Below are 25,504 nucleotides of genomic sequence, written 5' to 3' on the forward strand. Positions count from 1 at the left end.
CACTAACCTATGGCAGCTAAAAAATCATCTCCCTTGAAGATCATCCCGCTTGGCGGCCTTGACGGCATCGGCAAGAACATGACGGTCTTCGAGTGCGGCGACGACATGGTGCTCGTCGACGCCGGCCTCATGTTCCCGGATGACTCCCAGCCTGGTATCGACCTGGTGCTTCCCGACTACACCTATGTTTTGGAGAACGAGGAGAAGCTCCGCGGTATCGTCGTCACTCACGGCCACGAGGACCACACCGGTTCGCTTCCGTATCTGCTGCAGGACCTCAACAATAAGGTGCCCATCTTCTCGAGCAAGCTGACGCTTGGCTTTATCGAGGGCAAGCTTTCTGAGTTCCGCATCCGCGCACCCAAGTTCCGCGAGGTCAAGGGCGGCAGCCATGTCAACCTCGGCGGCATCTCGCTCGACTTCTTCTCGATGACGCACTCCATCCCCGGCGCTCTGGGCGTGTTCATCCGCACCAATCAGGGCACCGTTATGCACACCGGCGACTTTAAGCTCGACCAGACGCCCATCGATGGCGTTACGCCCGACTATGCCGCTATCAGCCGCTTTGCCAAGCAGGGCATCGACCTGCTGCTTTCCGACTCCACCAATGCCACGGTTCCCGGCTTTACCAAGTCCGAGGCCGAGGTTGGTCCCAACCTGCTGCACGCCATCAAGAACGCCCCGGGTCGCGTGTTCGTCGCATCGTTCTCGAGCCACATCCATCGTTTGCAGCAGATCTGCGATGCCGCCCGCAAGTGCGGCCGTAAGGTCGTTGTGACCGGTCGCTCCATGCTCACGAACACCCGCGTGGCGCGCGAGCTCGGTTACCTCAACATCGATGACGCCGATATCATCGATGCCTTCGATATTGATAACCTGCCCGATGACAAGATCGTCGTCATGTGCACTGGTTCGCAGGGCGAGCCGCTGTCGGCCCTGTCCCGCATGGCCAATGGCGAGCACAAGACGCTCTCCATCCACGAGGGCGATACCGTTATCCTCTCGGCAACTCCCGTTCCTGGCAACGAGAAGGCCGTCCAGCAGGTCGTCAACAGCCTGGCCAAGCTCGGCTGCGACGTGTGGGATAAGAACCGCGCTCTCGTCCACGTCTCGGGTCACGGTAGCCAGGAGGAGCTCAAGCTTCTGATGGCCATGGCCAAGCCTACGTACTTTATGCCGGTCCACGGCGAGGCCGTGCATCTGCGCGCCCATGCCCAGCTGGCCCGCAAGATGGGTCTCAAGGACGATCATATCTTTATCCTCGATAACGGTGACACGCTCGAGATGCGCGGCGGTATCGTCAAGCGCGGTACGCCCGTCGAGTCCGGCGTCGTCTACGTCGACGGCCTGCGTATCGGCGATACCGACCCCATCGTCCTGCGCGATCGCCAGAAGCTCGCCAACGACGGTATGGTCACGGCCGTTGCCATCGTCTCCCTCAAACACAAGAAGATCGAGGCCATCGAGTTCTCGGGCCGCGGCGTCTCGTTTGCCATCGACGACCAGTTCTCCGAGGATGTCTCCGCGTCCATTATGAAGACGATCGAGAAGGGTAAGTTTAGCTTTACCAGCAGCGGTTCCGATGCCATTCGCAAGGCCGTGCGCGATTCGCTCTCTAACTTTATCTGGAGCCGTACGCGCACCCGTCCGATGATCATCCCGGTCGTCATGGAGGTTTAGTTTGGCGCGCGGATCTGCACAAAACGCCAAAGGCAATAAGGCCAATAACCAACCGGCATCTGTTAAGGGTGCCGGTTCCCATCTGCGTGCCAATAAGGGCCACGAGTCCGAGTTTGATGAGTTTGAGCCCTTGGTCGAGCCTTCGGCCAATCGCGATATCGCCGGTGTGGTCATCGCCGTTTTGGCGATCGCGTCCTTCATTGCCGTGATCTCTCCGGCAACAGCGCCCGTGACGGCTGCGGTTGCCGGTTTCTACCACCTGGGCTTTGGTCTGGGCGCCTACGTGCTGCCGATCGTCATCTTGCTGTTTGCCGCCACGCTCTTTTTGGGTGAGGACTCGCCGCTCAACGTGCGCTCTGTTGCGGGCGGCGCCTTGGTCTTTATCGCCGTCGTCTCCATTCTTTCGTTGATGGTGCCGGGTACGAGCGATTCGTGCGACCTTATGTTTACGCCGCAGAACCTTTCCGTGTCGGGCGGCTACATTGGCGCCTTTATCGCAAGTGCCTTGCAAAATGCCCTGGGTAAACCTATCGCCATGGTTGTCTTGCTGGGGCTTGTCGTCGTTGGTTTGGTCATTATCGGCTTTTCGGTGGGTGGCGTTTTGCGCTCCGCACGCGATCGCGCTGCCGATTTTGCCGAGCGTCGACGTGCCGATGTCAATGCGAGCCCGTGGGGCGATGAAGAGGCCCTGTCTGTTCCCGGCGTTGCTCGTCCGCACCTGAGCATTCTGCGCCAGAAGGGGACTGACGCCGCGGTGACCACGGTCATGGGTGGCGATGTCGACCCGGTTTTGGATGACGACGAGGACGATGACCCGTTTGTCGACGTATCCGAGTCGGTTGAAGCCGAGCGGGCCAAGACCACGCTGTTGCCGCGCCGCCATGCCAAGAAGGGCAAGTCTGCGCCTAAGCTCAATACGAGTGAGCCCGACCCGTCTTGGTCCGATAGCGAGATTGAGCTCACCGAGGGCGATGACGAGGACGACGAGGCTCCGATTGAGACCGCAAAGACAACTTTGCTGCCGCGTCGCCATGCAAAGCGCGGCCAGGTAACCGGCCAGCTTTCGATGGAAGACGACCCCGATAAGATCGACGAGTCCGAGCCGCCGTTTGCCGTGAATCCCGTCTCGGCCGCACCTCAGATTCCCGACTTCCTGAAGCATCCCAAGGTTGCCGATGCGCCTGCCACGAGTGCTATCGAATCGGCTGCGGCTCGTGATGGGGGAGTGGACGACGGCGCCGCAGATAACGAGGGCGAAGAGGAGGACGGCCTCAAGCTTCCGCCGCTCGAAATCCTGCATGCCAACCCGCAGTCGGCTTCCGCCGCGTCTTCGGACAAGGAGCTGGAGCAGACCGCTGAGTCACTGCAATCCACCTTGCTTGAGTTTGGCCGCAGTGCCCGCGTGGTCGGCTGGATCGCCGGCCCCACGGTGACGACCTTTAAGCTGCAGCCCGGTGAGGGCGAGCGTGTGAGCAAAATCTCGAGCCTCGAGGACGATATCGCGCTTTCGCTCGCTGCCCAGTCGGTGCGTATCTTTGCCCCGATCCCCGGCACCTCGCTCGTGGGCATCGAGATTCCCAACCGCAAGCGCCAGAACGTCAATCTGGGCGACGTGCTGCCCTATGTGAAGGGCGGTCCGCTCGAGCTCGCCATCGGCCGCGACGCCGAGGGCACGCCGGTTGTCGCCGACCTCGCCAGGATGCCTCACCTGTTGATTGCCGGTACGACCGGTTCTGGTAAGTCGGTGATGATCAACTCCATCATCACGACCTTGCTCATGCGCGCCCTTCCCGAGGACGTTCGCCTGATTATGGTCGACCCCAAGCGCGTCGAGCTTGCGGGCTATAACGGTCTTCCGCATCTCTATGTGCCCGTGGTGACCGAGCCTAAGCAGGCCGCGAGCGCTCTGCAATGGGCTGTGTCCGAGATGGAGCGTCGCCTGAAGGTCTTCGAGCGTCTCAACGTACGTAAGATCTCGACCTACAACGAAAAGCAGGCTGCTGGCGAGTTTGAGCATTACGACAACCCGCCGCAAAAGATGCCCTACCTGGTCATTATCATTGACGAGCTCTCTGACCTGATGATGGTCGCCGGTAAGGATGTCGAGGCCTCGATCGTGCGTATTGCACAGCTGGGCCGTGCCGCCGGTATTCATCTTATCGTGGCCACGCAGCGCCCCAGCTCCAACGTGGTGACGGGCCTCATCAAGGCTAACATCACCAACCGCATCGCCTTTAACGTCGCCACGGGCATCGACTCGCGCGTCATCATCGACCAGATGGGCGCCGAGAAGCTCACCGGTTTGGGCGACATGTTGTTCTCCAAGGTCGACTGGGGCAAGCCCCGCCGTATCCAGGGCTGCTTTGTCTCGGATGATGAGATCAACGAGATTGTCGAGTTCGTCAAGTCGCAGAGCGAGCCCGACTACCACGAGGAGATTCTGTCCGCCGTGGCGCCCGCTTCCATGTCCATGGCTGGTGGCGGCGGCATTGTCCGCACCGGAGTCGCCGAGCCGCAAGACGATGATCCGCTCATTTGGGAAGCCGCCCATATTGTGGTGGAATCGCAGCTTGGCTCCACATCTGGCCTGCAACGTCGTCTGAAGGTTGGCTATGCGCGTGCCGGGCGTATTATGGACATGCTGGAAGAAAAGGGTGTCGTCGGCCCGCCCGACGGTTCTAAGCCGCGCGAGGTCCTGTTGGACGAGGAGGGGCTTGCCGCGCTGGAATCTGTCGACGCCGAGATGGCACGTGAAGATCGTGAGTTTGGAGGATTCTGATGGCTGCACGCTTTGGTGACATGCTGCTCGAGCAGCGTCGCCGAATGGGCCTTTCCATTCAGCAGGTCGCCAACACCATCAAAATCAGGCCGCAGATCATCGAGTTTTTCGAGACCGGTAACTTTGCTTCGATGCCGCCGCGCGGCTATGCGCAGGGCATGATTTCGAGCTATGCTCGCTTTTTGGGCCTCAATCCGCGCGAGGTCGTCAATGCCTACTTTGACGAACTGATGGCATACGAACGCGAGACGTCGCAGCAGGGCGGTCGTTTCCAGGACGCCGCCGGCTACGTCAATTCGCGTTCCTCTGTCGATAACGGGCGCTTCCTGATGGTTCAGGGCGGTCGTTCGACTCGCTATGGACAGCGTCCTCAGCAGGCCGGTTATATTACCGAGACGGGTTCGGGCGAGGAGATTCGCTCGCAGCGTGACCGGTTCCGCAGTACGCCGATGCCCGAGGACCGTGCACTTCCCGCTGCCCGCGGCGTGGCGCGTGACCCTCGTGCCGGCTACGGCGACGGCGGCTATTCCGATCGCGGTCACCGTGGTATCTCTGCCGGTCGTGCTCGCGGCGGCTATGCGGACGCCGATACCACGCAGGTGACGCCGCGTCTTCGCTCTCAATCACAGCCGTGTGGCCAGCGCCCTTCGGCTCCGCGTTCGGGCCAGCGTGGCTATCAAGGCCGCGGTGAACTTGCGCCCCGCTCGGGTCAGCGCGGCCTTCAGGGCCAGGGTGGCTATCGTGGCCGTTCCGATAGCAATCGTGGTCGTATGCCTCAGGGAGGCGGCCGCAGCAGTTCCAGTCGTGGACGCGGCGGATCTCGTACTCCTCAAAACAACGGGCTCGATCCGCGTATCGTCTACGCTGGCGTCGGTGCCGTGGCGTTGCTGCTGATCGTGCTCATCGTGGTACTTCTGCGCGGCTGCGCATCTTCGACGCCCGAAACCACGCCCGAGACGCCTGCTGCTACCAAGACGACGACCAAGAAGTCTTCTAAGAAGACCGAAACGGTCGACGAGGACGAAGACACCGATGAGGCGACGGATGAGTCGACCGGTTCGGACGCCACCAAGACGACGGCTAAAAAGGAAGAGAACGAGGCAACGAAGGTCAAGGTCTCCGTTGCCAAGGGAAAGACCGCGTGGATTGAGGTCAAGGTCGACGGAAAGTCGGTCTATGGCGCCCAGGCGACTGGCCCCTTTGAGCAGGAGTACACGCCCGAGTCCTCGATCGAGATCACCACGTCCAAGCCTTCCGATGTCACCGTTACCAAGAACGGCGAAAAGGTCCGTTACGATACCAAGACCTCGGGCGTGGCGCGTGTGACGATCACCGTTCCCAAGAAGGAGACGACTGGTTCCGAGAATGGTGAAAGTTCTGATGGTACCGACACCACCGATGGTGCCGACACCACCGACGGCACCGATGCCCAGTCCACGGATGGCGCCGATACCGCAACTGACGGCCAGACGCCCACCGATTCTACCGACTATTCGTACGATAGCTACTAAGCCGCTCGTACGCGAAAGGAAACATCATGGCTAAAGATTCCAGCTTCGACGTCGTGTCCGAGGTCAACATGCAAGAGGTCGACAATGCCTTCCAGCAAACCACGCGCGAGATTTCCCAGCGCTATGACCTGAAGGATTCCGGCGCCACGATCGAGCTTTCGAAGGGCGACAAGCTCTTTACGATCAACGCCCCGGCCGACTTTGTCTCCAAGCAGATTATCGACGTGCTGAGCTCCAAGCTCATCAAGCGCGGCATCGACCTCAAGGCTGTCTCGTGGGATGCTCCGCAGGCGGCATCGGGCGGCACCGTGCGCGTGCTCGGCCATATCGTCGAGGGTATCGACCAGGCGACCGCCAAGAAGATCAACAAGGACATCAAGGACCAAAAGCTCAAGGTCAAGGTGACTATCGAGGCCGACAAGCTGCGTGTTTCCTCTGCTTCGAAGGACGCGTTGCAGACCGTGATCCAGTTCCTGCGCGACCAGGACTACGGCCAGCCGCTGCAGTTCACCAACTACCGCTAATATCATTCGAAAGGACTGCTCTCCAACATGGATACACCGTTGGGCTCCGTGCTCTACATCACCCTCGGGTGCGCTAAGAACGAGGTTGACACCGACCGCATGCGTTCTCTTTTGACCGCCGCGGGCTACGAGGAGGCATTCGACCCACAGGATGCCGATATCGCCATCGTCAATACATGCTCGTTCCTCGCCTCCGCAACGTCCGAGAGCATCGAGACCACGCTCGAGCTCGCCAACGAGGTTCAGGACGGCGTTCGTTCTTGTCCCATCGTCATGTGCGGCTGTGTGCCGTCGCGCTATGGCGACGACCTGCCTGACGAGCTGCCCGAGGTCGCTGCCTTTGTGAAGGCCGACGAGGAGGACGGCATCGTGGCGGTCATCGATGGCGTGCTGGGTGTCGAGCGTGAGATCGCCGCCTATATTCCGCAGGTCAAGCGCACTGTCGAGGGCGCTGTCGCCTACGTCAAGATTTCCGATGGCTGCAACCGCTTCTGCAGCTTCTGCATGATCCCCTATATTCGCGGTCGCTATCATTCGCGCAATGCCGAGAGCATTATCTCCGAGGTACGCGACCTGGTTGCCGGCGGTGTGCGAGAGATCGTGCTGATCGGCCAGGACACGGGTATTTGGGGCACCGACTTTGCCGACGAAGACGTCACCGATGGCTCGCCGCGCAATCTGGCGCAGCTGCTGCGCGCCGTCGCCGAGGCCGTGCGTCCGCAGAACGTCTGGGTCCGTGTGCTCTACCTGCAGCCCGAGGGCATGACCGACGAGCTTATCGATACGATTCGCGATACGCCCGAGGTGCTGCCTTATATCGATATCCCCGTGCAGCACTGCGACGCGCGCATCCTCAAGGCTATGTGCCGTTCTGGTTCGCGCCAGGAGCTCGAGGACCTGTTCCGCGATCTGCGTGAGCGTATCCCCGGCATCGTGATCCGTTCCACGGCCATGGTCGGCTTCCCGACCGAGACCGACGACGAGTTCCGCGACCTTATCGACTTTATGGACACCGTCGGCTTTGACTACACGAGTGTCTTTGCCTACTCGCAGGAGGAGGGCAGCCTGGCCGCTAAGATGGAGGGTCAGGTCGATGAGGAGGTCAAGCTCGAGCGCGCCCAGGAGGCCATGGACCTGGCCGAGTCGCTCGGTTTTGCCGCCACCGCCGCACATGTGGGCGAGCGCGCCCAGGTGATTGTCGACGGCATCGAGGAGACCGAGGACGGCGCCGAGCTGATCGGCCATGCTTGGTTCCAAGCGCCCGATTCCGATGGCGCGGTGCACTTGGACGCCAGCGAGGCGTCCGTGGGCGATATTCTGACGGTCGAGTTTACCGATAGCTTCTGCTATGAGCTTATCGGTCATGTTGTGGAGTAGGAGAGCATCGTGGCAAACGAGAGCAATAAGGAACTGACGAGTGTTTGGACGCCCGCCAACATCGTGACGTGTGTGCGCATCGTCTTTATCCCGGTGTTCATGATCGTGTCGGCGCTTTCTCACACGAGTGTTGCCGGTACAGATTGGAGCACCTTCGACGGCCCGCTCGCCGCTGCAGCCTTCATTCTGTATGTTATCCTGTCGTGCACCGATAAGGTCGACGGTTATCTGGCGCGTTCGCGCAATGAGATTACCGACTTCGGTAAATTCTTGGACCCCATTGCCGACAAGCTGCTCGTGTTCTCGGCCTTGCTGCTGTTCTTGGACTTTGGCGCCGTGTCGGTTTGGTCCGTGTTCATCATCTTGTTCCGCGAGCTGTTGGTAAGTGCCCTGCGCATGGTTGCGAGTGCCGCCGGCGTGGTCGTTGCCGCCGATAAGCTTGGCAAGTACAAGACGGCGACCACGATGGTCTCCATCTGCGGTTACCTGTGCGTCTTTGCGATGGCCGGCTTGCACCTTGGCCCGCTGATGCTGACGCTCGGCATCTACTCGGTGTCGCGCTTCCTGTACGCCGTTGCCGTTGTCCTGACCGTTATCTCGGGCGCCCAGTACTTCTGGAACTGCCGCAAGATCGTCTTTTCGGTCTAGGTTCTGGTGGGTATGACGGACTCTTTTGAGCAGATTTCCGCACATAACGAGGAGCTGGCGCGTCATATTGTCGAGCGCGCGAGCGCTCGGGGCGTGACGGTTTCGACGGCTGAGTCGCTGACGGCAGGTATGATCGCCTCGACGATTGCCGATATCCCGGGCGCCTCGGCGGTGCTGCGTGGCGGTGCGGTGACCTACTGCGATGAGATCAAGCATCGCGTTTTGGGTGTTGATCAGGAGACGCTCGACCGCTATACCGCGGTGTCGCATCAGACCGCGCGCGAGATGGCGGCGGGTTCGCTGGAGCTGTACCAGAGCGATATTGCCGTGAGCGCAACGGGTTATGCCGGCCCCGGCGGCGGCACTGAGGACGATCCGGCTGGCACTTTCTATATTGGCTGGGCGTATCGCGCGGCTGATGGGGAAGTGCCGGTCGTGGACTCTGTGCGCTGCCACTATGAGGGCGACCGTTCGCGTGTTCGTGCCCATGCGGTCGCGGAGGCATTGGGACGCATTGCCCTTGTGCTCAACTCTATGGAATAGACGTGTTTTCAGGGGCCTTAGGGCCCCTTAATTGTGGAGATAGGGACCTTAGGCTCATTTGGCGTTTGTGCTGGTTGTAGACGTAATTTTGCCTGCCTTGTTCATATTTGGTCCTTTGTGGTCAAGCATTTGGTCAGTGTTTGGTCGGCGTTTGGTTGGGTTTTGGAAAGGTCGGCTGCATATGATTTATCTGAACGGTTGACCACGAACAGCCGTTCGTTTATTATCGATGCAGGTTGTTAAGAGGAGGGCTTTTCATGGCCAAGAATTCAGGTCCCGTACGTACCGTTCATGCTCGCACGACGGGTAAAGAGCGCGATGAGATGATCGCCACCACCAAGGCCGAGATCGAGAAGAAATTCGGCCAGGGTTCCATCATGAGGTACGGCGACGGTGGCCCCGAGCTCGAGGTCGAGGCCATCCCTACGGGCGCTCTGGCACTCGATGCCGCTCTGGGTATCGGCGGTGTGCCGCGCGGCCGAATCGTCGAGATCTACGGTCCCGAGTCCTCCGGTAAGACGACGCTTTCGCTCGAGATCCTGGCCGAGGCCCAGGCAATGGGTGGCGTGGTGGCATTTATCGATGCCGAGCACGCGCTCGATCCCACGTATGCCGCGCGCATTGGCGTGGATATCGACGAGGTACTGATTTCCCAGCCTGATACGGGTGAGCAGGCGCTCGAGATTGTTGACATGCTCGTGCGTTCCGGCGCCATCGATGCCATCGTCGTCGACTCCGTCGCCGCGCTGACCCCGCGTGCCGAGATCGAGGGAGAGATCGGCGATACCACGGTCGGTTTGCAAGCTCGCCTGATGAGTCAGGCGCTCCGCAAGCTCGCCGGCTCGCTGTCCAAGTCCAACACGACATGCATCTTCATTAACCAGCTGCGAGAGAAGATCGGCGTCATGTTCGGCAACCCCGAGACCACGACGGGCGGCCGCGCCCTTAAGTTCTTCTCTTCGGTGCGTATCGACATTCGCCGCATCGATAGCATTAAGCTCAAGGATGAGGTTATCGGTAACCGCGTGCGTGCCAAGGTCGTTAAGAACAAGGTGGCAGCTCCGTTCCGTTCTGCTGAGTTCGACATCATGTACGGTACGGGCATCTCTAAGGAGGGCTCGATTCTGGACATGGCTGTCGAGTGCGGCATTTGCAAGAAGATGGGCTCCTGGTTTGCCTATGGCGAGGACAAGCTCGGCAACGGTCGCGAGGCCGCCAAGGCGTTCCTGCGCGAACACCCCGATTGCGCCGACGAGATTGAGCATAAGGTCCGCCTTGCCTGCGGGCTTGAGTTTGATGACGATGCTCCGTCCGAGGTCGAGCTGACCGATCAGCCTGCGCCTGAGGAGTTTGACGAGCTTTACGCCATCGATGGTTCCGCCATGCTCGATGATGACGACGAGTAGCGGTTACGCTCATGTCGTATACGGTGACCGAGGCCACGGTCGTCTTTCCCGATAAGAAGGCGGCCTCCTCTTTCTCGAGCGGGTATGCGTCCAAAAAGCCTTGCGCACATATCGATTGTGAGCTTGAGGGCGGTTTTGAGCGGTCCATTTGGATTCCCGTGCGGGTCGCGCGCCTGTATGTCAAAAATCGCCCCGATCTTCCCTGTGATTGGGATAACTTTCGTGAAGCGGTGCAGCTCATCGAGCGTAAATGTGCACTTACCATGGTGACCGAGATGCTATCGCGACGCGACCATGCGACGGGTGAGGTCTGTGACAAGTTGGCACGCTACGGCTTTCGCCAGCCCGCGATCGATTTCGCCGTCGAGCGCGCCACCGAGTATCGCTTTTTAGACGAGAACCGCTTTTGCTCGTACTTTATCGAGGAACGCAAGCGGCGCGGTTGGGGACAGCGTAAAATCGAGACCGAGCTCAAGCGCCGTCATGTCGTGCTCGATGACATTCCCGGTTATCCGGAGGATTATTTTGCCGTCGAAGACGATTTGGCGCGTGCGTCAGCCTTGCTCGCCAAGCGGCGTGTTCCAGAGACGCGCGGATTCGAAAAACTGGTTCGGTTTTTGATGGGTAAGGGCTTCTCGTATCACATCGCCGCCGATGCCGTTAAGGCACGTCTCGATGCCGAACGTGAGGAATGTGCGGTTTAGGCGTATGCGTTTTGTGGCCCTGCCGTTCACCGCGTTTTAGCCGCCGTGCTGGAGCCATTTATTTGACAGTTGTTGTGGTTCAACGTACGATAAACACTGTCATTTGCTTTGTGATATGTGCTCATCTGTGATGAGTTTGTTTATATGTTTATCTGTATCCGACCCGCATAAGCTGCGCCCATATTACTCAAATGTCGCGAGCCGTTCGTAAGGACGGTTCGCTTTGTTGTGTAACGAATCCATAAAAAGGAGTGAGCATGCCTATCATCGCAGCGCTCGTTGGCATCATTTTGGGTGCCATCGCCGCCATTGCCTACATGCGCACCGCCAAGCAGGGTAGTCTTCACGAGGCCGACGAAAAAATCCAGTCGGCACACGCACAGGCTGAGTCCCTGATCGGTGATGCTAAGCGTCAGGCCGAGACCCTCAAAAAAGAGGCTCTGCTCGAGGCTAAAGAGGAGATCATCAAGAACAAGCAGGCCGCCGAGGCCGAGGACAAGCAGCGTAAGAACGAGATTCGTACGCTCGAGAACCGCGTGATGCAGCGCGAGGAATCCCTCGATCGCCGCAACGACGCTCTCGACAAGCGCGAGCATCAGCTGTCCAGCCAGGCCGGTCAGGTCGAGAAGCGCTCCCGTGAGCTCGAGGAGCTCTGCGCAAAGCAGACCTCCGAGCTCGAGCGTATCGCCGACCTTACCCGCGAGGACGCCCACAAGGAGCTCCTCAATAAGGTTCGCGGCGAGGTCACCCACGAGGCCGCCACGATCATTCGCGAGTCCGAGCAGCAGGTTCGCGCCGAGTGCCACAAGACCGCCCAGGAAATTCTGTCTCTGGCGATTCAGCGCTGCGCTGCCGACCACACTGCCGAGGTCACCGTTACCTCCGTGCACATTCCCTCTGATGACCTCAAGGGCCGTATCATCGGTCGCGAGGGTCGCAACATCCGGACCTTCGAGCAGGTTTCCGGCGTCAACCTCGTGATCGACGACACGCCCGAGACCGTCGTTCTTTCGAGCTTCGACCCGGTCCGTCGTGAGACCGCCCGTGTCGCCCTCGAGAACCTCATCGCCGACGGCCGCATTCACCCTGCCCGTATCGAGGAGATGTATCACAAGGCCGCCGACCTGGTTCAGCAGCGCGTGCGCGAGGCTGGCGAGCAGGCTGCCTTCGATACCGGCATCCACGACCTGCACCCCGAGATCGTCAAGACCCTTGGTGCCCTGCGCTACCGTACCTCGTTTGGTCAGAACGTACTTCAGCACTCCCTCGAGGTCTCTGATCTGTGCGGCGTGATGGCTTCCGAGCTTGGCCTGGACGTTGTGACTGCCAAGCGCGCTGGCCTGCTGCACGACCTGGGCAAGGCAATCGACCATGACGTCGAGGGCCCGCATGCCGTCATCGGCGCCGAGCTGGCCCGCCGTTATGGCGAGAAGCCCGTTATCGTCCACGCTATCGAGGCTCACCATGCCGATGTCGACCCCAACACGGTGCTCGATGTCCTGGTGCAGGCCGCCGATGCTGTCTCTGCCTCTCGCCCCGGTGCCCGTCGCGAGTCTGCCGAGAACTACATCAAGCGTCTTGAGAAGCTCGAGGAGATCGCCAACTCCCATGACGGCGTCGAGCGCACCTATGCCATGCAGGCTGGTCGCGAGGTCCACGTCATGGTTCAGCCGGACAAGATCTCCGATGCCCAGTCCACGGTCCTGGCTCACGATATCGCCCATCAGATCGAGGAAGAGATGGAGTATCCCGGTCAGGTGCGCGTCGTCGTGATTCGCGAGAGCCGCGCTGTCGATATCGCTAAATAACATGAGCGACGCGAACGAGCTCATCTCATTTATCGCGTCGATGTCGGGGGAGGGCAACCTTCGCGTCGAGGAGAACCTTGGCGAGGGGTATGTCCGCCTCCGCGTTTCGGAGGCCGAGCGGCGCCAGGCAAAGCACGACATTCAGCATGTCGAGGATATCGTCATCGAAATGCTCCGTAATGCTCGCGATGCCGGCGCCGACAAGGTCTATCTCGCCACGACCAAGGAAGACGGCGTCCGCACGCTTGTCTTTCTGGATAACGGTTCGGGCGTTCCGCAGGATATGCAAGAGCGAATCTTTGATGCCCGCGTTACCTCCAAGCTCGAGAGCATGAAGATGGACCGTTGGGGCGTTCACGGTCGTGGCATGGCATTGTTTTCGATCAAGCAGAACACCGATGAGGCCCGTGTGGTCACGTCCGGCGTCGATCTTGGTTCAGCCTTCAAGGTGAGCGTTGCGGCCGACCGCCTCAGTGAGCGTGCCGATCAGTCCAGCTGGCCCCAGGCCGTCAAGGATGAGGACGGACGTTATGTCTGCGCTCGCGGTCCACATAATATTATTCGCGCTGCTTGTGAGTTTGCGCTCGAGGAGTTGCGTGGTTGCGATGTCTATCTTGGTTCTCCGTCTGAGATTGCCGCGACCCTTTATGCTCAGGCGTCAAGTCGGCTCGATACGTCTCGTCTCCTGTTCATTGATGACGAGAGCGAGCTTCCGGTTGTCGATCGTTTAGGCCTTGCTTCTGATGCCGAGGACTTTATCCGTATTTGTTCGGGTTTGGGTCTTGAGATGTCCGAGCGCACGGCCCATCGCATTTTGGCAGGGCAGATTAAGCCCGTTCGCGGTGTGACCGCGCGTCTGCTGCGCGAGCGTGATTCGTCCTCGCATGCGCCGGCTCCTGTCGATCTCGCGAAGGATCGTCGCGGGCTACGTATTGCCAAGGATGACATGGCACAGTTTTCGCGCGCTGTGGAACGCGACTTTAATGACCTTGCCGCCCGGTACTATCTCAACCTTTGCGGCGACCCAAAGATCCGTGTTTCGCGTGATCGAATCACCGTGACCTTTGATCTTGCCAAAGAGGAATAGTGCCTTTACCGAGTCCACTCGGTACGATACAGTTATTGCAGTTAAAACGTACTTTTAAATGCAGGAGTTTCTTCATGGATTGCCTGAAGGTATCAAGCAAATCATCGCCCGCGTCCGTTGCCGGCGCCATCGCCGGCATGGTCAAGGATGGTGTACCCGTCAACATCCAGTGTGTCGGCGCCGGTGCCGTCAACCAGGCCATTAAGGCCGTTGCTATCGCGCGCGGTTTTTTGATTCCAACCGGTTTTGATATTTCCTGCGCGCCCGTGTTCTCCGACATCCTCATTAACGGGGAGTCGCGCACGGCCATCCGCCTTTCTATCTACGTTCACCAGATCAATCGAGCTGCTATGGATAACGTCGTCATGGATGATGTTAAGCCTGTGGCATAGCTTCTGCTTGCCTCGTTTCGCTCCCCATCGTTAGGACTTATGCACATGGACCAGCGTTCCGTACGCGATATTCTTGCCGGTAAAACCTACTTTATCCGCACCTTTGGCTGCCAGATGAATCAGCACGACTCCGAGCGTGTGAGCGGTCTGCTTGATTCGTATGGCTGCCTCATGGCGCTCGATCCCGCGCATGCCGATATCGTTGTCTTCATGACGTGCTGCGTGCGCGAGGCCGCCGATACTCGCCTGTACGGTCAGTGCAATTCCTGCAAAAGCCTGCCGCCTTCGCCTTCGGGCAAGCGCGTGGTTGCCGTTGGCGGTTGCATCGCGCAGCGCGATGGTGAGGGCCTGCTCACCAACGTCGATAACGTCAATGTCATCTTTGGTACGCATTCCATCGCACATGTGGCCGAGCTCATTGCCGAGGCGTTCCTGGACGGCAAGCGTCATATCCGCACCAATGAGCATGAGGATACGGATGCCATGAGCATGCCGTGGCATCGCGAGACCCAGTATCACGCCTGGGTGCCTATCATGACGGGCTGCAATAATTTCTGCACCTATTGCATCGTGCCGTACGTGCGCGGTCGCGAAAAGAGCCGCCCCTTCGAGGAAATTGTCGATGAGCTGACCGGTTTGGTGCGCCAGGGCGTGCGTGAGATTACACTGCTGGGCCAAAACGTTAACTCATATGGTCGCGATCTGTTTGGCAAGCCGCGTTTTGCCGATTTGCTGCGTGCCGTGGGCGATACGGGCGTGGAGCGTATCTTCTTTACGTCTTCGCATCCCAAGGATCTGCTGCCCGAGACCATCGACGCCATGGCCGAGACATCTGCCGTTATGCCGCAACTGCACCTGGCCGTCCAGTCAGGTTCGACGCGGATCCTCAAAGAGATGAATCGTCGTTATACACGCGAGGACTATCTGGGCCTGGTCGATCGCATTCGCAACCGCATGCCCGATATCGCGCTCTCGACCGACATTATCGTTGGCTTCCCGGGCGAGACTGAAGAAGACTTTGAGCAGACGCTCTCACTTGCCGAGACGGTCCGCTATGCTCAGGCCTATACCTTCATCTATTCCAAGCGCGCCGGTACTCCGGCCGCCGAAATTGACGATCCTACGCCGCATGAGGTTATTCTTGAGCGTTTCAACCGCCTGGTTAAGGTTATCGAGACCACGGCACACGAGTATAACCAGGGCGAGCTTCATACTGTGGTTCCGGCGCTCATTGAGGGAACGAGTAAAAAGAACGACGCGGTCCTGCTGGGCAAGAGTCCCAAGAATCAGACCGTGCATGCGCCTATCCCCGAGGGTTACAGCATCGATCAGCTTGTTGGTAGGATCGTTGATGTTGACGTTGACGTTGCCAAGACCTGGTATTTGTCCGGCTCCGTTGTGGGCGAGCCGCGCTAATGGTTTCTCCCGGGGCAGGTCTTTCCGCCGTTGCGATCGTCGGTCCGACGGCGGTTGGTAAGAGTGATGTTGCCGACCGTTTGGCAGCTCGTCTTTCGTCCGAAGTGCTGTCGTGCGATGCGATGCAAATCTATCGCGGCATGGACATCGGTACCGCAAAGATGGTGCCCGATGAGTGCACGGCGCCGCTGCGTCTCGTCGACATTGTAGAGCCGGGTGTGGCATATTCTGCTGCGCTTTATCAGGCTGACGCTCGCGCGCATGTTGAACGTCTCCTTGGTTCGGGTTGCCTGCCGGTTTTTTGCGGAGGTACGGGGCTGTATCTCAAGGCTGCCCTCGATGAGATGGACTTTCCCTCGGGTGAACTTGAGGACGATCGCCGTGCGGGCTATCAGGAGCTTTTCGAGCGTATTGGCGAGGAAGAGCTGCATGCCCTGCTTGCCGAGCGCGATCCAGAATCGGCTGCTGTTATTCATCCCCATAACGTGCGGCGTGTGATTCGCGCGCTTGAGATGCATGATGATGGCGTCTCCTATGCGCAGCAAAAGTCGCAGTTTAGTGTTCCGCACGAGCATTATCATGCCCTATGGTTTGGTCTGACGCGTAATCGCGAGGTGCTCTACGAGCGCATTAACCTGCGCGTCGATCTGATGTTTGAGCAGGGTCTTGTCGATGAGGTCCGCGGTCTTATGGGCCAGGGGCTGGGTGATGCCCTGACGTCGATGCAGGCAATTGGCTATAAAGAGATCATCGATGCTTTCAATGGCGTGATGAGCATGGATGAGGCTCGCGAACTCATTAAGATGCGTTCGCGTCGTTATGCCAAGCGTCAGCTTTCGTGGTTTAAGCGTGATGACCGTATCGCGTGGTTTGATATGGATGAATGTACGATCGATGAGGTCGTTGAGGATATCCTGCATCGTATTGAGGCTGCCTAATGGCCCGTTTCCCCCTTGTTCCCACGGCACCCGAGCCCGAGCGTGCCATTTTAGTTGGTGTTGAGTGGTGCGACAATGCATGGCCGCTCGATCGCTCGCTTGATGAGCTGGAGCGTCTTGCCCACACAGCTGGTGCCCGGTGCGTGGCACGCTTGTCGCAGCGTTTGGTAAAGCCGTATCCTAAATCGTTTATCGGTTCCGGTAAGGTTGAAGAGCTGTGCGGCCTGGTGCATCGCATGGATGCCGATGTCGTTATTTTTGACGACGACCTGACCCCCTCGCAGCAATCCTATTTGGAGAAAGCCGTGGGCGAGCCGGTAAAGATTATCGATCGTACAGCACTGATCCTAGATATCTTTGGCCTGCATGCTCAGACGCGTGAGGGACGCCTGCAGGTACAGCTGGCACAGCTTCAATATTTGTTGCCTCGCCTGCGTGGCATGTGGAGCCATCTCGCCAAGGAGCAGACGCGCGGCGGCATCGGCTCACGTTTTGGTCAGGGCGAAAGTCAGCTCGAGGTCGACCGTCGCCTCATTCGTAATAAGATCGCTGCGCTTCGTCGTGAGCTCAAGCAGGTTGAACAGCGTCGCGATGTTCAATCCAAGAACCGCATTGAGTCACCGGCGTTTCGCGTCGCGTTAGCCGGTTATACCAATGCCGGTAAATCGACGTTGCTCAATCGTCTGACCGGCTCTACGGTACTTTCGCAGGACAAGCTGTTTGCTACGCTCGACCCGACGACGCGTTCGTATCGCCTGCCCGGCGGTCGCGGCATGACGATTACCGATACCGTCGGCTTTATTCAAAAGCTGCCCCATGGTCTGGTCGATGCCTTTAAATCGACGCTGTCCGAGGTTTTGGGTGCCGATCTAATTCTCAAAGTCGTAGATGCGTCTGACGAGGACTATGAGCGGCAGCTGGAGGCTGTCGACCGCGTGCTTGATGAGATCGGCGCCGGAGAGCGTTTAACGCTGACCGTATTCAATAAAATCGATCTTCTCGATAGCGTTGATCGATTGAGTTTCCGTCGTCGCTATCCGGAAGCCGTTCTGTTCTCGGCCCAAACGGGCGAGGGGCTCGACGATCTCGTTGATCGCATTGCTCGCGAGGCAGCTGCCACCGATGTGTTGCTTTCCGCTGATATTCCGTATCGCGAGGGCGCTCTCATCACGCTGGTGCATGAGCAGGGAACCCTTCTGCATGAGGAATATCTCGAGGACGGTGTTCGCATTGTGGCGAAGTTGCCGGCTCGTATTGCACCGCGGCTCGAGCGTTATCGCACCGAGTAGACGAGCTCCAAAATGCCCAGAATGATGGGCTGATGCAGCAGATAAAAGGGGAGTGCGTGACGTCCAAGGCCGGCGAGCACCGGCAGGGGGTTGGCGTAGGCCCAGCTGGGGACGGTCTTATCGATTCCCTGCGCTATGTGTGCGGCGAAGTATCCTGCAAGATACATAAAGATAAACGGGATGATGGGGTAGTAATCACCTGAGACAAACCCAGGGCTCGGAAATCCCAGCCACGCCAGGTAGGGGACAGGGTAGATCGTTTTGGGGATGCTCCAGGTGAGGGCGAACAACACAAGGCATAGGGGCATGCCCCATCTCGCCGTTATCTTCTTAAGGACGGGATCGGTCAACGCCACGATGCCGGTGCATGCGGCCATGCAGTAGATGATGCCAAAATTAACCGAATCGTCGAATGAGACAAGTGTTGTTGCCAACCAGACAACGAGTGCTGCTAAGGCGTATTTGGCGGCACGTTTGATATTGTTGCGCGAAAGAGTGCACATCCAACCCGCGATAAACAAAAATACCCAGCTGATGCTGGCGCGCCAGACGTCTTGAAAGACAGTCTGGGTAAACCAAGGCATATCCCAGCCGTACAGGTAGGCGAGATCATAGCAAGCGTGAAAACCTGCCATAGAAATCATCGTAAACCCGCGGACGGTATCAAAGATGGTTATGCGTTTTTGCATTACGAGAACCGGCGCATCAAGCCGACGACTTTGCCCAGGATAACGGGATTCGTTGCATAGATAGGTTCCATGGTGTCGTTCTCGGGCTGCAAGCGCACACGCCCCTGCTCCTTGTAGAACGTCTTGACGGTCGCCGAACCATCAATCATGGCCACGACAATTTCGCCGTTCATGGCACTCTTTTGTTCACGGACGATGATGTAATCGCCATTGAAGATGCCGACATTGATCATTGAGCTCCCATGCACCTCAAGGATAAAGGAACCCTGATCAGTGGCGATTTCGGTCGGGATAGTAAACGTGTCTTCGATATTCTGCTCGGCCAGAATGGGAATCCCAGCCGCGACGCGACCAACGAGCGGTAGCGAGACCGTTCCGCGAGGTGCGGTGGGCTCGTCAGATTTGGAAATTGAGACAGAGGAACCATCCTCGTTAAAGAGTTCCAGGGCGCGCGGCTTGGTGGCATCGCGCTTGAGTAGCCCGCGCGCCTCCAGGGCAGAGAGATGGGCGTGCACGGTGCTGGGGGAGGAAAGGCCCACGGCAGAAGCCATCTCGCGCACGCTGGGCGGATAACCCTTCTCCTGCTGATATTCCTTGATGAAGTCGTAAATTTGCTGCTGACGCTTGGTAATTTTGCGAGCCATCAGGGCATCCTCTCTACCCATGTCAAACAAATGTTCGAATTTTGCTTGACAGGAACAACTGTTCGAAGATAATAATAACCGAACATTCGTTCTCGCGCTAGACATTTTTGTCCGCGCGGCTTGATAAAACTGTTCTCAGCAAAACACGCGAGAGGAGAACATGATGAACGCAACGAATATGGTCCAGGGAAACCTCGCCCTTAAGCTCGAGACGCCTGCAGAACCCACTTTTACGGTTGTTCAGGGTGGCCGCTCCGGCTTTCAGCCTTTGACCGTAAAGCCTGCGCGCAATCAGCAGGCTGTAGTCGCGCCGGCCCGCGTTGCCCTGAAGGTTCCGACGATTGTCGCCGTCGCCGTTGCGCTTACGCTCTTCTTTGTCCTCGCTATGTCGGTCTTTAGCGCTCGTCACGCCGCGTATGCCGAGTCCGTTTCCAACATTACCTACGAGACCATTCGCGTTCAGCCTGGCGATTCTCTTTGGTCGCTTGCCGAAGAATATCCAATCGAAGGCCTTTCCACGCAAGAGACTTCCGACATGATCCGTAGCGTCAATCATCTGGAGCATGGTTCGCTCGCCGCCGGTGCGCATCTTAAGGTTCCTGCTCGTTCGTAATCATTATCGCGCTGCGCATGGTACCCTTGTTATCGTTTAAGAGGAGGTACCATGCGCTGTCCCAAATGCGGCAAGGCACATACCCGCGTCGTTGATTCCCGTATGCAGGAGTCAAATAACACCATTAAGCGCCGTCGCGAATGTTGCTCGTGTAACTACCGCTTTACAACGTTTGAGCGATGCGAGGACCCTATCGAGGTCATTAAGTCAGATGGAACTAAGCAGCGGTTCGATCGCAATAAGCTTCTTGTCGGCTTGATGCGCGCCACCATCAAGCGCGATATCGACACTAAGAAGCTCAATGAGATTATCGATGACATCGAGGTCGAGCTTCGCTCTCGCACGCTGACGGCCGTCACGTCCCATGAGTTGGGTGACATGGTGCTCAAGCGCTTGGCCAAGATCGACAAGGTTGCGTACATCCGTTTTGCCTCGGTCTACCGCGATTTCAAAGACGTCGATGAATTTCTGCAAGAGCTCGACAAGCTAAGGTGATTCCATGTCCAACATTACCGTCAACATAAAGCGTCTCGACCCCACCCTCGAGCTTCCCAAATACGCCCATCCCACCGATGCCGGCTTGGATTTGCGCTCCAACGAGGACTGCGTCCTGAAGCCCTTCGAACGCCGTCTGGTCTCTACTGGGCTGGCCATCGCCCTGCCCGACGGCTACGCCGGCTTCGTCCAGCCCCGCAGCGGCTTGGCCATCAAGCAGGGCCTGTCTATAGTCAACACGCCGGGCCTCATTGACGCCCACTACCGAGGAGAACTCAAGGTTATCCTTATCAACCTGGATCCCACCAACGACATCCAAATCAACAAAGGCGACCGCATCGCCCAGCTCGTCATCCAAGAAGTCCCCACGGTCAACCTCGTAGAAGTAGAAGAACTAGACAAAACCGACCGAGGCAAAGGAGGCTTCGGCTCCAGCGGCGTCGCCTAGGGACGCTCTTATCCCTCCCGCCCGCCTCTCACACATATCATTCCATGCTCAAACATTCTCGCGTCGCTTCGCTCGCTGCGAAACTGCGCGTGGAACGATATAGGTAAGCCCCGGGCGGGCGGCTACTCGCTTGAAACAATATTTACTTTTCTAGTAAGTCGATGCGATGAAGGGACGCCTCCTTTGTCGCATCGACTTACTGTATTTATATTTTCTGGTTCCCCTTTGCAGATTCTACTGGTGGGGAATCTGGTATAGCCGCTGGTACGTTAACGCAGCTTACCTGCGGGAGGCCCCTATATATCGTCCCGCGCGCAGTTTCGCAGCGAAGCGAGAATGTTTGAGCACGGGATGATATATAGGGGCCTCCCGCAGGCAAGCGGACATAAAGACGCTAGCGGATATGCGCGGGTTTTCCGCCCCAGTAGAAGCGGCAAAAGGCTCTTTTGCGCTTTTGGGGTTTGCCTACGAGCTCCATGGTTGCGATGGCTATGTCTTCGGCTGCGTGGGGGCGGCGTAGAACTTCGCCGTTGATGAGTAGCGCTTTGAGTGATTCGGGATGGTCGTGCAGGTGGCGCAGGGTTACGATGAGTTCTCGTGCGGTGGTGACATGCATACTGGCGCCCATGCCGGTGAGCATCGTGGTGTTGGCCTTTTCCTGGCCATAGGACTTGCCCAGCAGGATCATCGGCAGATGCGCGCACAGGCACTCGGTGACGGTGAGTCCGCCCGATTTGAGAATTGCCAGGTCGCAGCCGTGCATGAGGGCCGCCATGTCGTCCACGTAGTCCAGAACCGTAACGTTTTCGAGCTTCATGGCGTCGAAGAGCGTCTTGAGGCGGTCGGCGTATTCCTCATCCTTGCCCGGCAAAAAGACAAAATGCATGTCCTCAAAGCTGCGTAGGAAGGGGAGGGTCTGGTCCATCGCCGCGCGAAAGCGGACGTACGGTTGAGGTAAACTGGCGCCGGCCATAACCAGCACGACGGTCTTGTCGGTGGGGAGGTTGAACTTGGCTAGCTCTTCCTCGCGATCGTAATCCGTGTCGAATCCGGCGCGAATAGGAATGCCGGTAATGCGAATCTTTGCCTCGGGCACCTTGCGCGGACGCAGCGTTTCGGACATAAATTCGTTGGCAACACAGAATAGATCGGTGTCCTTGTGGGGCCACCAGCCCTCGACTTCGTAGTCGGTCGGTACGCAGATGACTGGATAATCGATACCCGTAATTATGCGGGCACCCACGGCAACATTGGCTGCTGTGATGTGCGTTGCGACCACGGCTATGGGCCTGCGGCTACGAATATATTCGTTGAAGGCGGGGAACATGATTCGCGACCATGCCGTGCCGCCACCCCAGAGAAGATGTCCCGTAAGTGTATATCTCCAGGTCAGGTCGTAAATGGGGCGCGTGGCTCCCGTAAAAGAAGCCGCGGTCTTATTACCGTCGAATTTAATACGTCCAAAATCAAGGATATCGAGCACTTCAATCTCAACATCCTCGGGGATGCCATTGGTGCCGCGGATGAGGTCGAAAGCCTGCGCAATCGCATTTGCGGCGGCCTTATGGCCCGAGCCAACGGAGGCGTGCACGATGGTCACGAGAGGTTTTTGCTGAGCCAGGAGCGTGGTTTGCTCCGATTGAGGAGTGCTGTGCGTGAGCAGGGGAGCGTCGTCACTCGTCTGCGCCTGATCCATCGATAACTCCCCTTCAGCTTTGTAATACGGTTTTATCATTGTAGTGCATGAGTGTCACGTTCACGTAAATTTGGGTACGAGCGCAAAGAACGACAACGTTTCGACGAAAGGACGCTTCATGACTACCGATAAGCCGATCGATGTTGCGATTATCGGTGGCGGCCCCGCGGGCTATGCTGCCGCCATTTATGCTGCGCGTGCCAACCTGACGACGACCGTGATTGAGCAGGGCATGTCGGGAGGGCAGATCGCCACAACCAATGAGGTCGAGAACTATCCGGGTTTCCCGCTCCTGAGTGGCGCCGAACTCGGCGAGCGTTTTCAGCAGCATGCAGAGGGCCTGGGAGCACAGGTTACATGGAGCATGGTTACGGGTATCGATTACGATGCCGATGCAGCGTTGTTTACGGTACATCACGATATGGGCGATACGCTGGCCTCGAGCGTTATCGCTTGCATGGGTGCCACGCCGCGTCCGGCAGGTTTCGCAGGCGAGGATACGTATCGCGGTCGTGGCGTTTCATATTGCGCAACATGTGACGGCATGTTCTTCCGCGGCAAACAGGTCTTTGTAATCGGTGGTGGCAATTCGGCATGCGAAGAGGCGCTGTTCCTGTCAGACATTGCCACCAGCGTGACCATCGTGCTGCGCCGCGACCAGTTTCGTGCGCCTGATGGTGTTGTTCAGAAAGTACTCGAAAAGGACAATATTACAGTTAGGTACCAAACTAGTATTGTGGAGCTCTCGGGCGAAGCAATGCCAACGACGATCACCTTTAAGGACAATGCATCCGGTGAGACTCATACCGAGTCATTTGAACCTGGCTCGTTTGGCATCTTTGTCTTTACGGGGATGCTGCCGCATACCGAGCTGGTTGAGCATCTAGTCGATCTGGCTCCTGACGGCGGCATTGTCACCGACGATTCGATGGCCACCCGTACGCCCGGCTTATTCGCAGCCGGCGATATCCGTTCCAAGCGTTTACGCCAGGTTGTGACCGCTGTTTCGGACGGAGCCATAGCGGCAACGAGCGCATACGCGTTTCTCCGTGGATAAGTACGATAATATATCTTATGTAAGGTTGCTATCTTTACACAAAGTGGTTGGACGATGCATCAATGTGTTGTCCAACCACTTTTACTTGCCGGCTATGTGGTATGCAAAACTAGATAACCTAGAATACAATATAGTAAATGAACGGAGGACCTTTATGAACCACGTTAAACACGTTATTCCGATGTCCGATTCGTCGGTCAGTATTAAGCCTGAGGATATTCAGCCCACGGTGCTGCCCGATGCATTTATTCAGTCCGAAATCGTGTGCAAACTCAATACGTTGAGTCTGTCGCGCTATGACCAGTTGCCCAATGTGACGCTCTATCGCGACCAGGTTATTGAGTATGTTGCGCTGTGGATGGAGCCGCTGTCCATTTGCGTTGAGCAGCCCGTCATTACGCCATCGATGATCAACAACTACGTTAAGGTCGGCCTGGTGCCTGCTCCGGTTAAAAAGCAATATGGCCGCGAGCAGATTGCCCGCCTGATCGCTATCTGCCTCTTTAAGCAGGTGTTACCTATTGCTGCGGTGCAGGCACTCTTTAACATTCAGCGTTTGAGCTACGATGCCCCGACGGCCTTCGATTATGTGGTCGATCAGCTCGAGGCATCGATTCGTTCGGCGTTTTCCGTCGAGCAGGCGCCGGTTCCCGATACGGCGCATCAGGTAACGCGTGAGTCGCTGCTTGTGCGCAGTGCGGTTTCATCCTTCGTTTCGAAGGCGTACCTGATGAGCTATCTAAAGTTTAATGGGTTTAATAGCTAGCCAACGTATATAACGGGCGGAACAAAGGGCCATCTGTCACTTTGTCCCGCCCGTATTTTTGCTTGGTTGGACGTTATTGGCCCGAAGCCACGCCCATGCCGTAGCCGATGATGAGGCCGTGCATCTCGGCGTAATAGGAATCTAGCCCGTTACAGGGCATGATGATAGTCTTGGAGCCGGGCCAATGCTCGACTATGCGGTCAGTAAGCGTATGGGCTCCAGCTTCGTTCTCAACGTGATCGATGACGACCTCGCCGCCCGTAAAACCCTCGGCTTCCATGGTATCGATGATCTTGTTGAGCATCTTCTTTTCGCCACGCGTGTGACCGACGAGTTCGATTTTACCGGCCTCACTCGCCGTGCCCAAAATGCGGATATTGAGCTTGTTGGCAATGACGCCGGCTGCCTTAGGGATACGTCCGGCTTTGGCCAGGTTTTCGTAATTGCACAAGCTGAAGAGGATTTTGCTGTTCTGTTCAAGGCTATCGAAGTATGCGCAAGCGTCCTCGAATGAGACATCCGGATTGCTTGCAAGATAGCGGTCGAACAGCAAGAAAATGAGGTCCATTTTGCCGCCAGCTGCGCGCGAATTGACTAGATGAATCTGCCGGTCGGGCTCCTCGGCAAGAACCATATCGCGAGCCGTGGCTGCCGCATTGTAGCTGCCCGACACGCCCTCAGAGATTGGCATGCAGATGGTCTTGTCTGCCAATTTGAAGAGCTCGGCCCACTCCCCTACGCTGGGACAAGCGCTCGAAGAAGCGTTCGTCTCCGCCTGAACAGCGCAGTTGAGCTCATGAACATCGAGCGAAAGGTCATCGATGAATTCACGCTCCCCCACTCGAATTTTGAGGGGCGCAAATGCAAAGGTGGTATGGGGCGCGGTCGGTTGCCAATCGCGGAGGTTGCAGCTTGAATCGGAGATAAGTGCCCAGCTCATAGAGGGTCCTTTCTAATTGTTCCTCAACAATTATAGCCATCTTGCAAACTGAAT

General features: G+C 57.8%; 24 protein-coding genes. 20 read left to right on the plus strand and 4 right to left on the minus strand.

Annotated features, from left to right (window positions below):
• The first annotated feature begins 9 nt into the window (after positions 1-9).
• The 15 genes from DXD39_RS03825 (at position 10) to hflX (ending at position 18,102) form a co-directional block, all read left to right on the plus strand.
• Positions 10-1,680, plus strand: coding sequence for a ribonuclease J (locus tag DXD39_RS03825; protein WP_117803166.1), 1,671 nt, complete (start codon positions 10-12; stop codon positions 1,678-1,680).
• 1 nt (position 1,681) lies between these two features.
• The gene (locus DXD39_RS03830; protein WP_233541096.1) at positions 1,682-4,459 is read left to right on the plus strand and encodes a DNA translocase FtsK; all 2,778 of its coding nucleotides are present in this window, start codon (positions 1,682-1,684) and stop codon (positions 4,457-4,459) included.
• The gene (locus DXD39_RS03835; protein ID WP_117803167.1) at positions 4,459-5,970 is read left to right on the plus strand and encodes a RodZ family helix-turn-helix domain-containing protein; all 1,512 of its coding nucleotides are present in this window, start codon (positions 4,459-4,461) and stop codon (positions 5,968-5,970) included. Before DXD39_RS03830 ends, DXD39_RS03835 begins: the two co-directional genes overlap by 1 nt.
• 26 nt (positions 5,971-5,996) lie before the next feature.
• Positions 5,997-6,494: a YajQ family cyclic di-GMP-binding protein gene (locus DXD39_RS03840; RefSeq protein WP_022094699.1), complete on the plus strand. Its 498-nt coding sequence runs from the start codon at positions 5,997-5,999 to the stop codon at positions 6,492-6,494.
• Between the two features lie 27 nt (positions 6,495-6,521).
• Positions 6,522-7,871: a 30S ribosomal protein S12 methylthiotransferase RimO gene (gene rimO, locus DXD39_RS03845; protein WP_117803168.1), complete on the plus strand. Its 1,350-nt coding sequence runs from the start codon at positions 6,522-6,524 to the stop codon at positions 7,869-7,871.
• Positions 7,872-7,970: 99 nt separating this feature from the next.
• Complete coding sequence (gene pgsA, locus DXD39_RS03850; protein WP_233541118.1) at positions 7,971-8,519, plus strand: CDP-diacylglycerol--glycerol-3-phosphate 3-phosphatidyltransferase; 549 nt, start codon at positions 7,971-7,973, stop codon at positions 8,517-8,519.
• A gap of 12 nt (positions 8,520-8,531) precedes the next feature.
• A complete protein-coding gene (locus tag DXD39_RS03855) occupies positions 8,532-9,062 on the plus strand; it encodes a CinA family protein (RefSeq protein ID WP_117803170.1) in 531 nt (176 codons plus the stop codon).
• Positions 9,063-9,319: 257 nt separating this feature from the next.
• Positions 9,320-10,468 (plus strand): recombinase RecA, encoded by a 1,149-nt coding sequence (recA, locus tag DXD39_RS03860; RefSeq protein WP_022094695.1) that lies wholly within the window; start codon positions 9,320-9,322, stop codon positions 10,466-10,468.
• Between the two features lie 11 nt (positions 10,469-10,479).
• Complete coding sequence (locus DXD39_RS03865) at positions 10,480-11,172, plus strand: regulatory protein RecX (RefSeq protein WP_117564289.1); 693 nt, start codon at positions 10,480-10,482, stop codon at positions 11,170-11,172.
• Between the two features lie 257 nt (positions 11,173-11,429).
• A complete protein-coding gene (rny, locus tag DXD39_RS03870) occupies positions 11,430-12,980 on the plus strand; it encodes a ribonuclease Y (protein ID WP_117803171.1) in 1,551 nt (516 codons plus the stop codon).
• Position 12,981: 1 nt separating this feature from the next.
• Positions 12,982-14,067 (plus strand): ATP-binding protein, encoded by a 1,086-nt coding sequence (locus tag DXD39_RS03875; protein ID WP_006235981.1) that lies wholly within the window; start codon positions 12,982-12,984, stop codon positions 14,065-14,067.
• A gap of 74 nt (positions 14,068-14,141) precedes the next feature.
• Positions 14,142-14,459 carry a stage V sporulation protein S gene (locus tag DXD39_RS03880; RefSeq protein ID WP_006235982.1) on the plus strand — a complete coding sequence of 106 codons (318 nt, stop codon included), beginning with the start codon at positions 14,142-14,144 and terminating at the stop codon, positions 14,457-14,459.
• Between the two features lie 45 nt (positions 14,460-14,504).
• The gene (miaB, locus tag DXD39_RS03885) at positions 14,505-15,875 is read left to right on the plus strand and encodes a tRNA (N6-isopentenyl adenosine(37)-C2)-methylthiotransferase MiaB (RefSeq protein WP_117803172.1); all 1,371 of its coding nucleotides are present in this window, start codon (positions 14,505-14,507) and stop codon (positions 15,873-15,875) included.
• Positions 15,875-16,813: a tRNA (adenosine(37)-N6)-dimethylallyltransferase MiaA gene (gene miaA / locus DXD39_RS03890; RefSeq protein WP_117803173.1), complete on the plus strand. Its 939-nt coding sequence runs from the start codon at positions 15,875-15,877 to the stop codon at positions 16,811-16,813. The genes miaB and miaA overlap by 1 nt, the downstream gene beginning before the upstream one ends.
• Positions 16,813-18,102 (plus strand): GTPase HflX, encoded by a 1,290-nt coding sequence (hflX, locus tag DXD39_RS03895; protein ID WP_117803174.1) that lies wholly within the window; start codon positions 16,813-16,815, stop codon positions 18,100-18,102. Before miaA ends, hflX begins: the two co-directional genes overlap by 1 nt.
• On the opposite strand, the gene DXD39_RS03900 is transcribed toward hflX, so the two are convergent.
• The gene (locus DXD39_RS03900) at positions 18,087-18,791 is read right to left on the minus strand and encodes a heparan-alpha-glucosaminide N-acetyltransferase (RefSeq protein WP_117790399.1); all 705 of its coding nucleotides are present in this window, start codon (positions 18,789-18,791) and stop codon (positions 18,087-18,089) included. The two genes, hflX and DXD39_RS03900, sit on opposite strands and share 16 nt — an antisense overlap.
• Positions 18,791-19,456 (minus strand): transcriptional repressor LexA, encoded by a 666-nt coding sequence (lexA, locus tag DXD39_RS03905; RefSeq protein WP_006235988.1) that lies wholly within the window; start codon positions 19,454-19,456, stop codon positions 18,791-18,793. Before lexA ends, DXD39_RS03900 begins: the two co-directional genes overlap by 1 nt.
• Positions 19,457-19,598: 142 nt before the next feature.
• Here lexA and DXD39_RS03910 point away from each other — a divergent pair, with 142 nt between their 5' ends.
• Genes DXD39_RS03910 through dut form a run of 3 tightly spaced genes read left to right on the plus strand, consistent with a single transcriptional unit; the run spans position 19,599 to position 20,991 of the window.
• Positions 19,599-20,048: a LysM peptidoglycan-binding domain-containing protein gene (locus DXD39_RS03910; RefSeq protein ID WP_158565417.1), complete on the plus strand. Its 450-nt coding sequence runs from the start codon at positions 19,599-19,601 to the stop codon at positions 20,046-20,048.
• A 51-nt stretch (positions 20,049-20,099) separates the two neighbouring features.
• Positions 20,100-20,543 carry a transcriptional regulator NrdR gene (gene nrdR, locus DXD39_RS03915; RefSeq protein ID WP_022093781.1) on the plus strand — a complete coding sequence of 148 codons (444 nt, stop codon included), beginning with the start codon at positions 20,100-20,102 and terminating at the stop codon, positions 20,541-20,543.
• A gap of 4 nt (positions 20,544-20,547) precedes the next feature.
• Positions 20,548-20,991 carry a dUTP diphosphatase gene (gene dut / locus DXD39_RS03920; protein WP_117803176.1) on the plus strand — a complete coding sequence of 148 codons (444 nt, stop codon included), beginning with the start codon at positions 20,548-20,550 and terminating at the stop codon, positions 20,989-20,991.
• Between the two features lie 394 nt (positions 20,992-21,385).
• Here the strand turns inward: dut and DXD39_RS03925 are convergent, their stop codons facing one another.
• Positions 21,386-22,687, minus strand: a complete 1,302-nt coding sequence (locus DXD39_RS03925) for a glycosyltransferase (protein ID WP_117803177.1) — start codon at positions 22,685-22,687, stop codon at positions 21,386-21,388.
• Positions 22,688-22,805: 118 nt separating this feature from the next.
• On the opposite strand from DXD39_RS03925, the gene DXD39_RS03930 reads away from it, so the two are divergent.
• Together DXD39_RS03930 and DXD39_RS03935 are read left to right on the plus strand one after the other, a co-directional pair.
• Positions 22,806-23,744, plus strand: a complete 939-nt coding sequence (locus DXD39_RS03930) for an NAD(P)/FAD-dependent oxidoreductase (RefSeq protein ID WP_117803178.1) — start codon at positions 22,806-22,808, stop codon at positions 23,742-23,744.
• Between the two features lie 154 nt (positions 23,745-23,898).
• The gene (locus DXD39_RS03935; RefSeq protein WP_199572072.1) at positions 23,899-24,510 is read left to right on the plus strand and encodes a DUF1836 domain-containing protein; all 612 of its coding nucleotides are present in this window, start codon (positions 23,899-23,901) and stop codon (positions 24,508-24,510) included.
• Positions 24,511-24,583: 73 nt separating this feature from the next.
• On the opposite strand, the gene DXD39_RS03940 is transcribed toward DXD39_RS03935, so the two are convergent.
• Positions 24,584-25,450 (minus strand): DegV family protein, encoded by an 867-nt coding sequence (locus tag DXD39_RS03940; RefSeq protein ID WP_117803179.1) that lies wholly within the window; start codon positions 25,448-25,450, stop codon positions 24,584-24,586.
• Between the last annotated feature and the right edge of the window lie 54 nt (positions 25,451-25,504).

Source organism: Collinsella sp. TM04-29, assembly GCF_003466565.1.
In the GTDB taxonomy this organism is placed as follows: Bacteria; Actinomycetota; Coriobacteriia; order Coriobacteriales; family Coriobacteriaceae; genus Collinsella.

Excerpts from the sequence above, each read along its gene's own strand:
- miaB (WP_117803172.1), top strand. The coding sequence starts at position 14,505 with ATGGACCAGCGTTCCGTACGCGATATTCTTGCCGGTAAAACCTACTTT.
- DXD39_RS03840 (WP_022094699.1), top strand. The coding sequence starts at position 5,997 with ATGGCTAAAGATTCCAGCTTCGACGTCGTGTCCGAGGTCAACATGCAA.
- DXD39_RS03925 (WP_117803177.1), bottom strand. The coding sequence starts at position 22,687 with ATGGATCAGGCGCAGACGAGTGACGACGCTCCCCTGCTCACGCACAGC.
- hflX (WP_117803174.1), top strand. The coding sequence starts at position 16,813 with ATGGCCCGTTTCCCCCTTGTTCCCACGGCACCCGAGCCCGAGCGTGCC.
- DXD39_RS03930 (WP_117803178.1), top strand. The coding sequence starts at position 22,806 with ATGACTACCGATAAGCCGATCGATGTTGCGATTATCGGTGGCGGCCCC.
- DXD39_RS03825 (WP_117803166.1), top strand. The coding sequence starts at position 10 with ATGGCAGCTAAAAAATCATCTCCCTTGAAGATCATCCCGCTTGGCGGC.
- dut (WP_117803176.1), top strand. The coding sequence starts at position 20,548 with ATGTCCAACATTACCGTCAACATAAAGCGTCTCGACCCCACCCTCGAG.
- DXD39_RS03940 (WP_117803179.1), bottom strand. The coding sequence starts at position 25,450 with ATGAGCTGGGCACTTATCTCCGATTCAAGCTGCAACCTCCGCGATTGG.
- DXD39_RS03900 (WP_117790399.1), bottom strand. The coding sequence starts at position 18,791 with ATGCAAAAACGCATAACCATCTTTGATACCGTCCGCGGGTTTACGATG.
- pgsA (WP_233541118.1), top strand. The coding sequence starts at position 7,971 with ATGATCGTGTCGGCGCTTTCTCACACGAGTGTTGCCGGTACAGATTGG.
- DXD39_RS03835 (WP_117803167.1), top strand. The coding sequence starts at position 4,459 with ATGGCTGCACGCTTTGGTGACATGCTGCTCGAGCAGCGTCGCCGAATG.
- DXD39_RS03855 (WP_117803170.1), top strand. The coding sequence starts at position 8,532 with ATGACGGACTCTTTTGAGCAGATTTCCGCACATAACGAGGAGCTGGCG.
- miaA (WP_117803173.1), top strand. The coding sequence starts at position 15,875 with ATGGTTTCTCCCGGGGCAGGTCTTTCCGCCGTTGCGATCGTCGGTCCG.
- DXD39_RS03865 (WP_117564289.1), top strand. The coding sequence starts at position 10,480 with ATGTCGTATACGGTGACCGAGGCCACGGTCGTCTTTCCCGATAAGAAG.
- DXD39_RS03910 (WP_158565417.1), top strand. The coding sequence starts at position 19,599 with ATGAACGCAACGAATATGGTCCAGGGAAACCTCGCCCTTAAGCTCGAG.
- recA (WP_022094695.1), top strand. The coding sequence starts at position 9,320 with ATGGCCAAGAATTCAGGTCCCGTACGTACCGTTCATGCTCGCACGACG.
- rny (WP_117803171.1), top strand. The coding sequence starts at position 11,430 with ATGCCTATCATCGCAGCGCTCGTTGGCATCATTTTGGGTGCCATCGCC.
- rimO (WP_117803168.1), top strand. The coding sequence starts at position 6,522 with ATGGATACACCGTTGGGCTCCGTGCTCTACATCACCCTCGGGTGCGCT.
- nrdR (WP_022093781.1), top strand. The coding sequence starts at position 20,100 with ATGCGCTGTCCCAAATGCGGCAAGGCACATACCCGCGTCGTTGATTCC.
- lexA (WP_006235988.1), bottom strand. The coding sequence starts at position 19,456 with ATGGGTAGAGAGGATGCCCTGATGGCTCGCAAAATTACCAAGCGTCAG.
- DXD39_RS03935 (WP_199572072.1), top strand. The coding sequence starts at position 23,899 with ATGAACCACGTTAAACACGTTATTCCGATGTCCGATTCGTCGGTCAGT.
- DXD39_RS03880 (WP_006235982.1), top strand. The coding sequence starts at position 14,142 with ATGGATTGCCTGAAGGTATCAAGCAAATCATCGCCCGCGTCCGTTGCC.
- DXD39_RS03875 (WP_006235981.1), top strand. The coding sequence starts at position 12,982 with ATGAGCGACGCGAACGAGCTCATCTCATTTATCGCGTCGATGTCGGGG.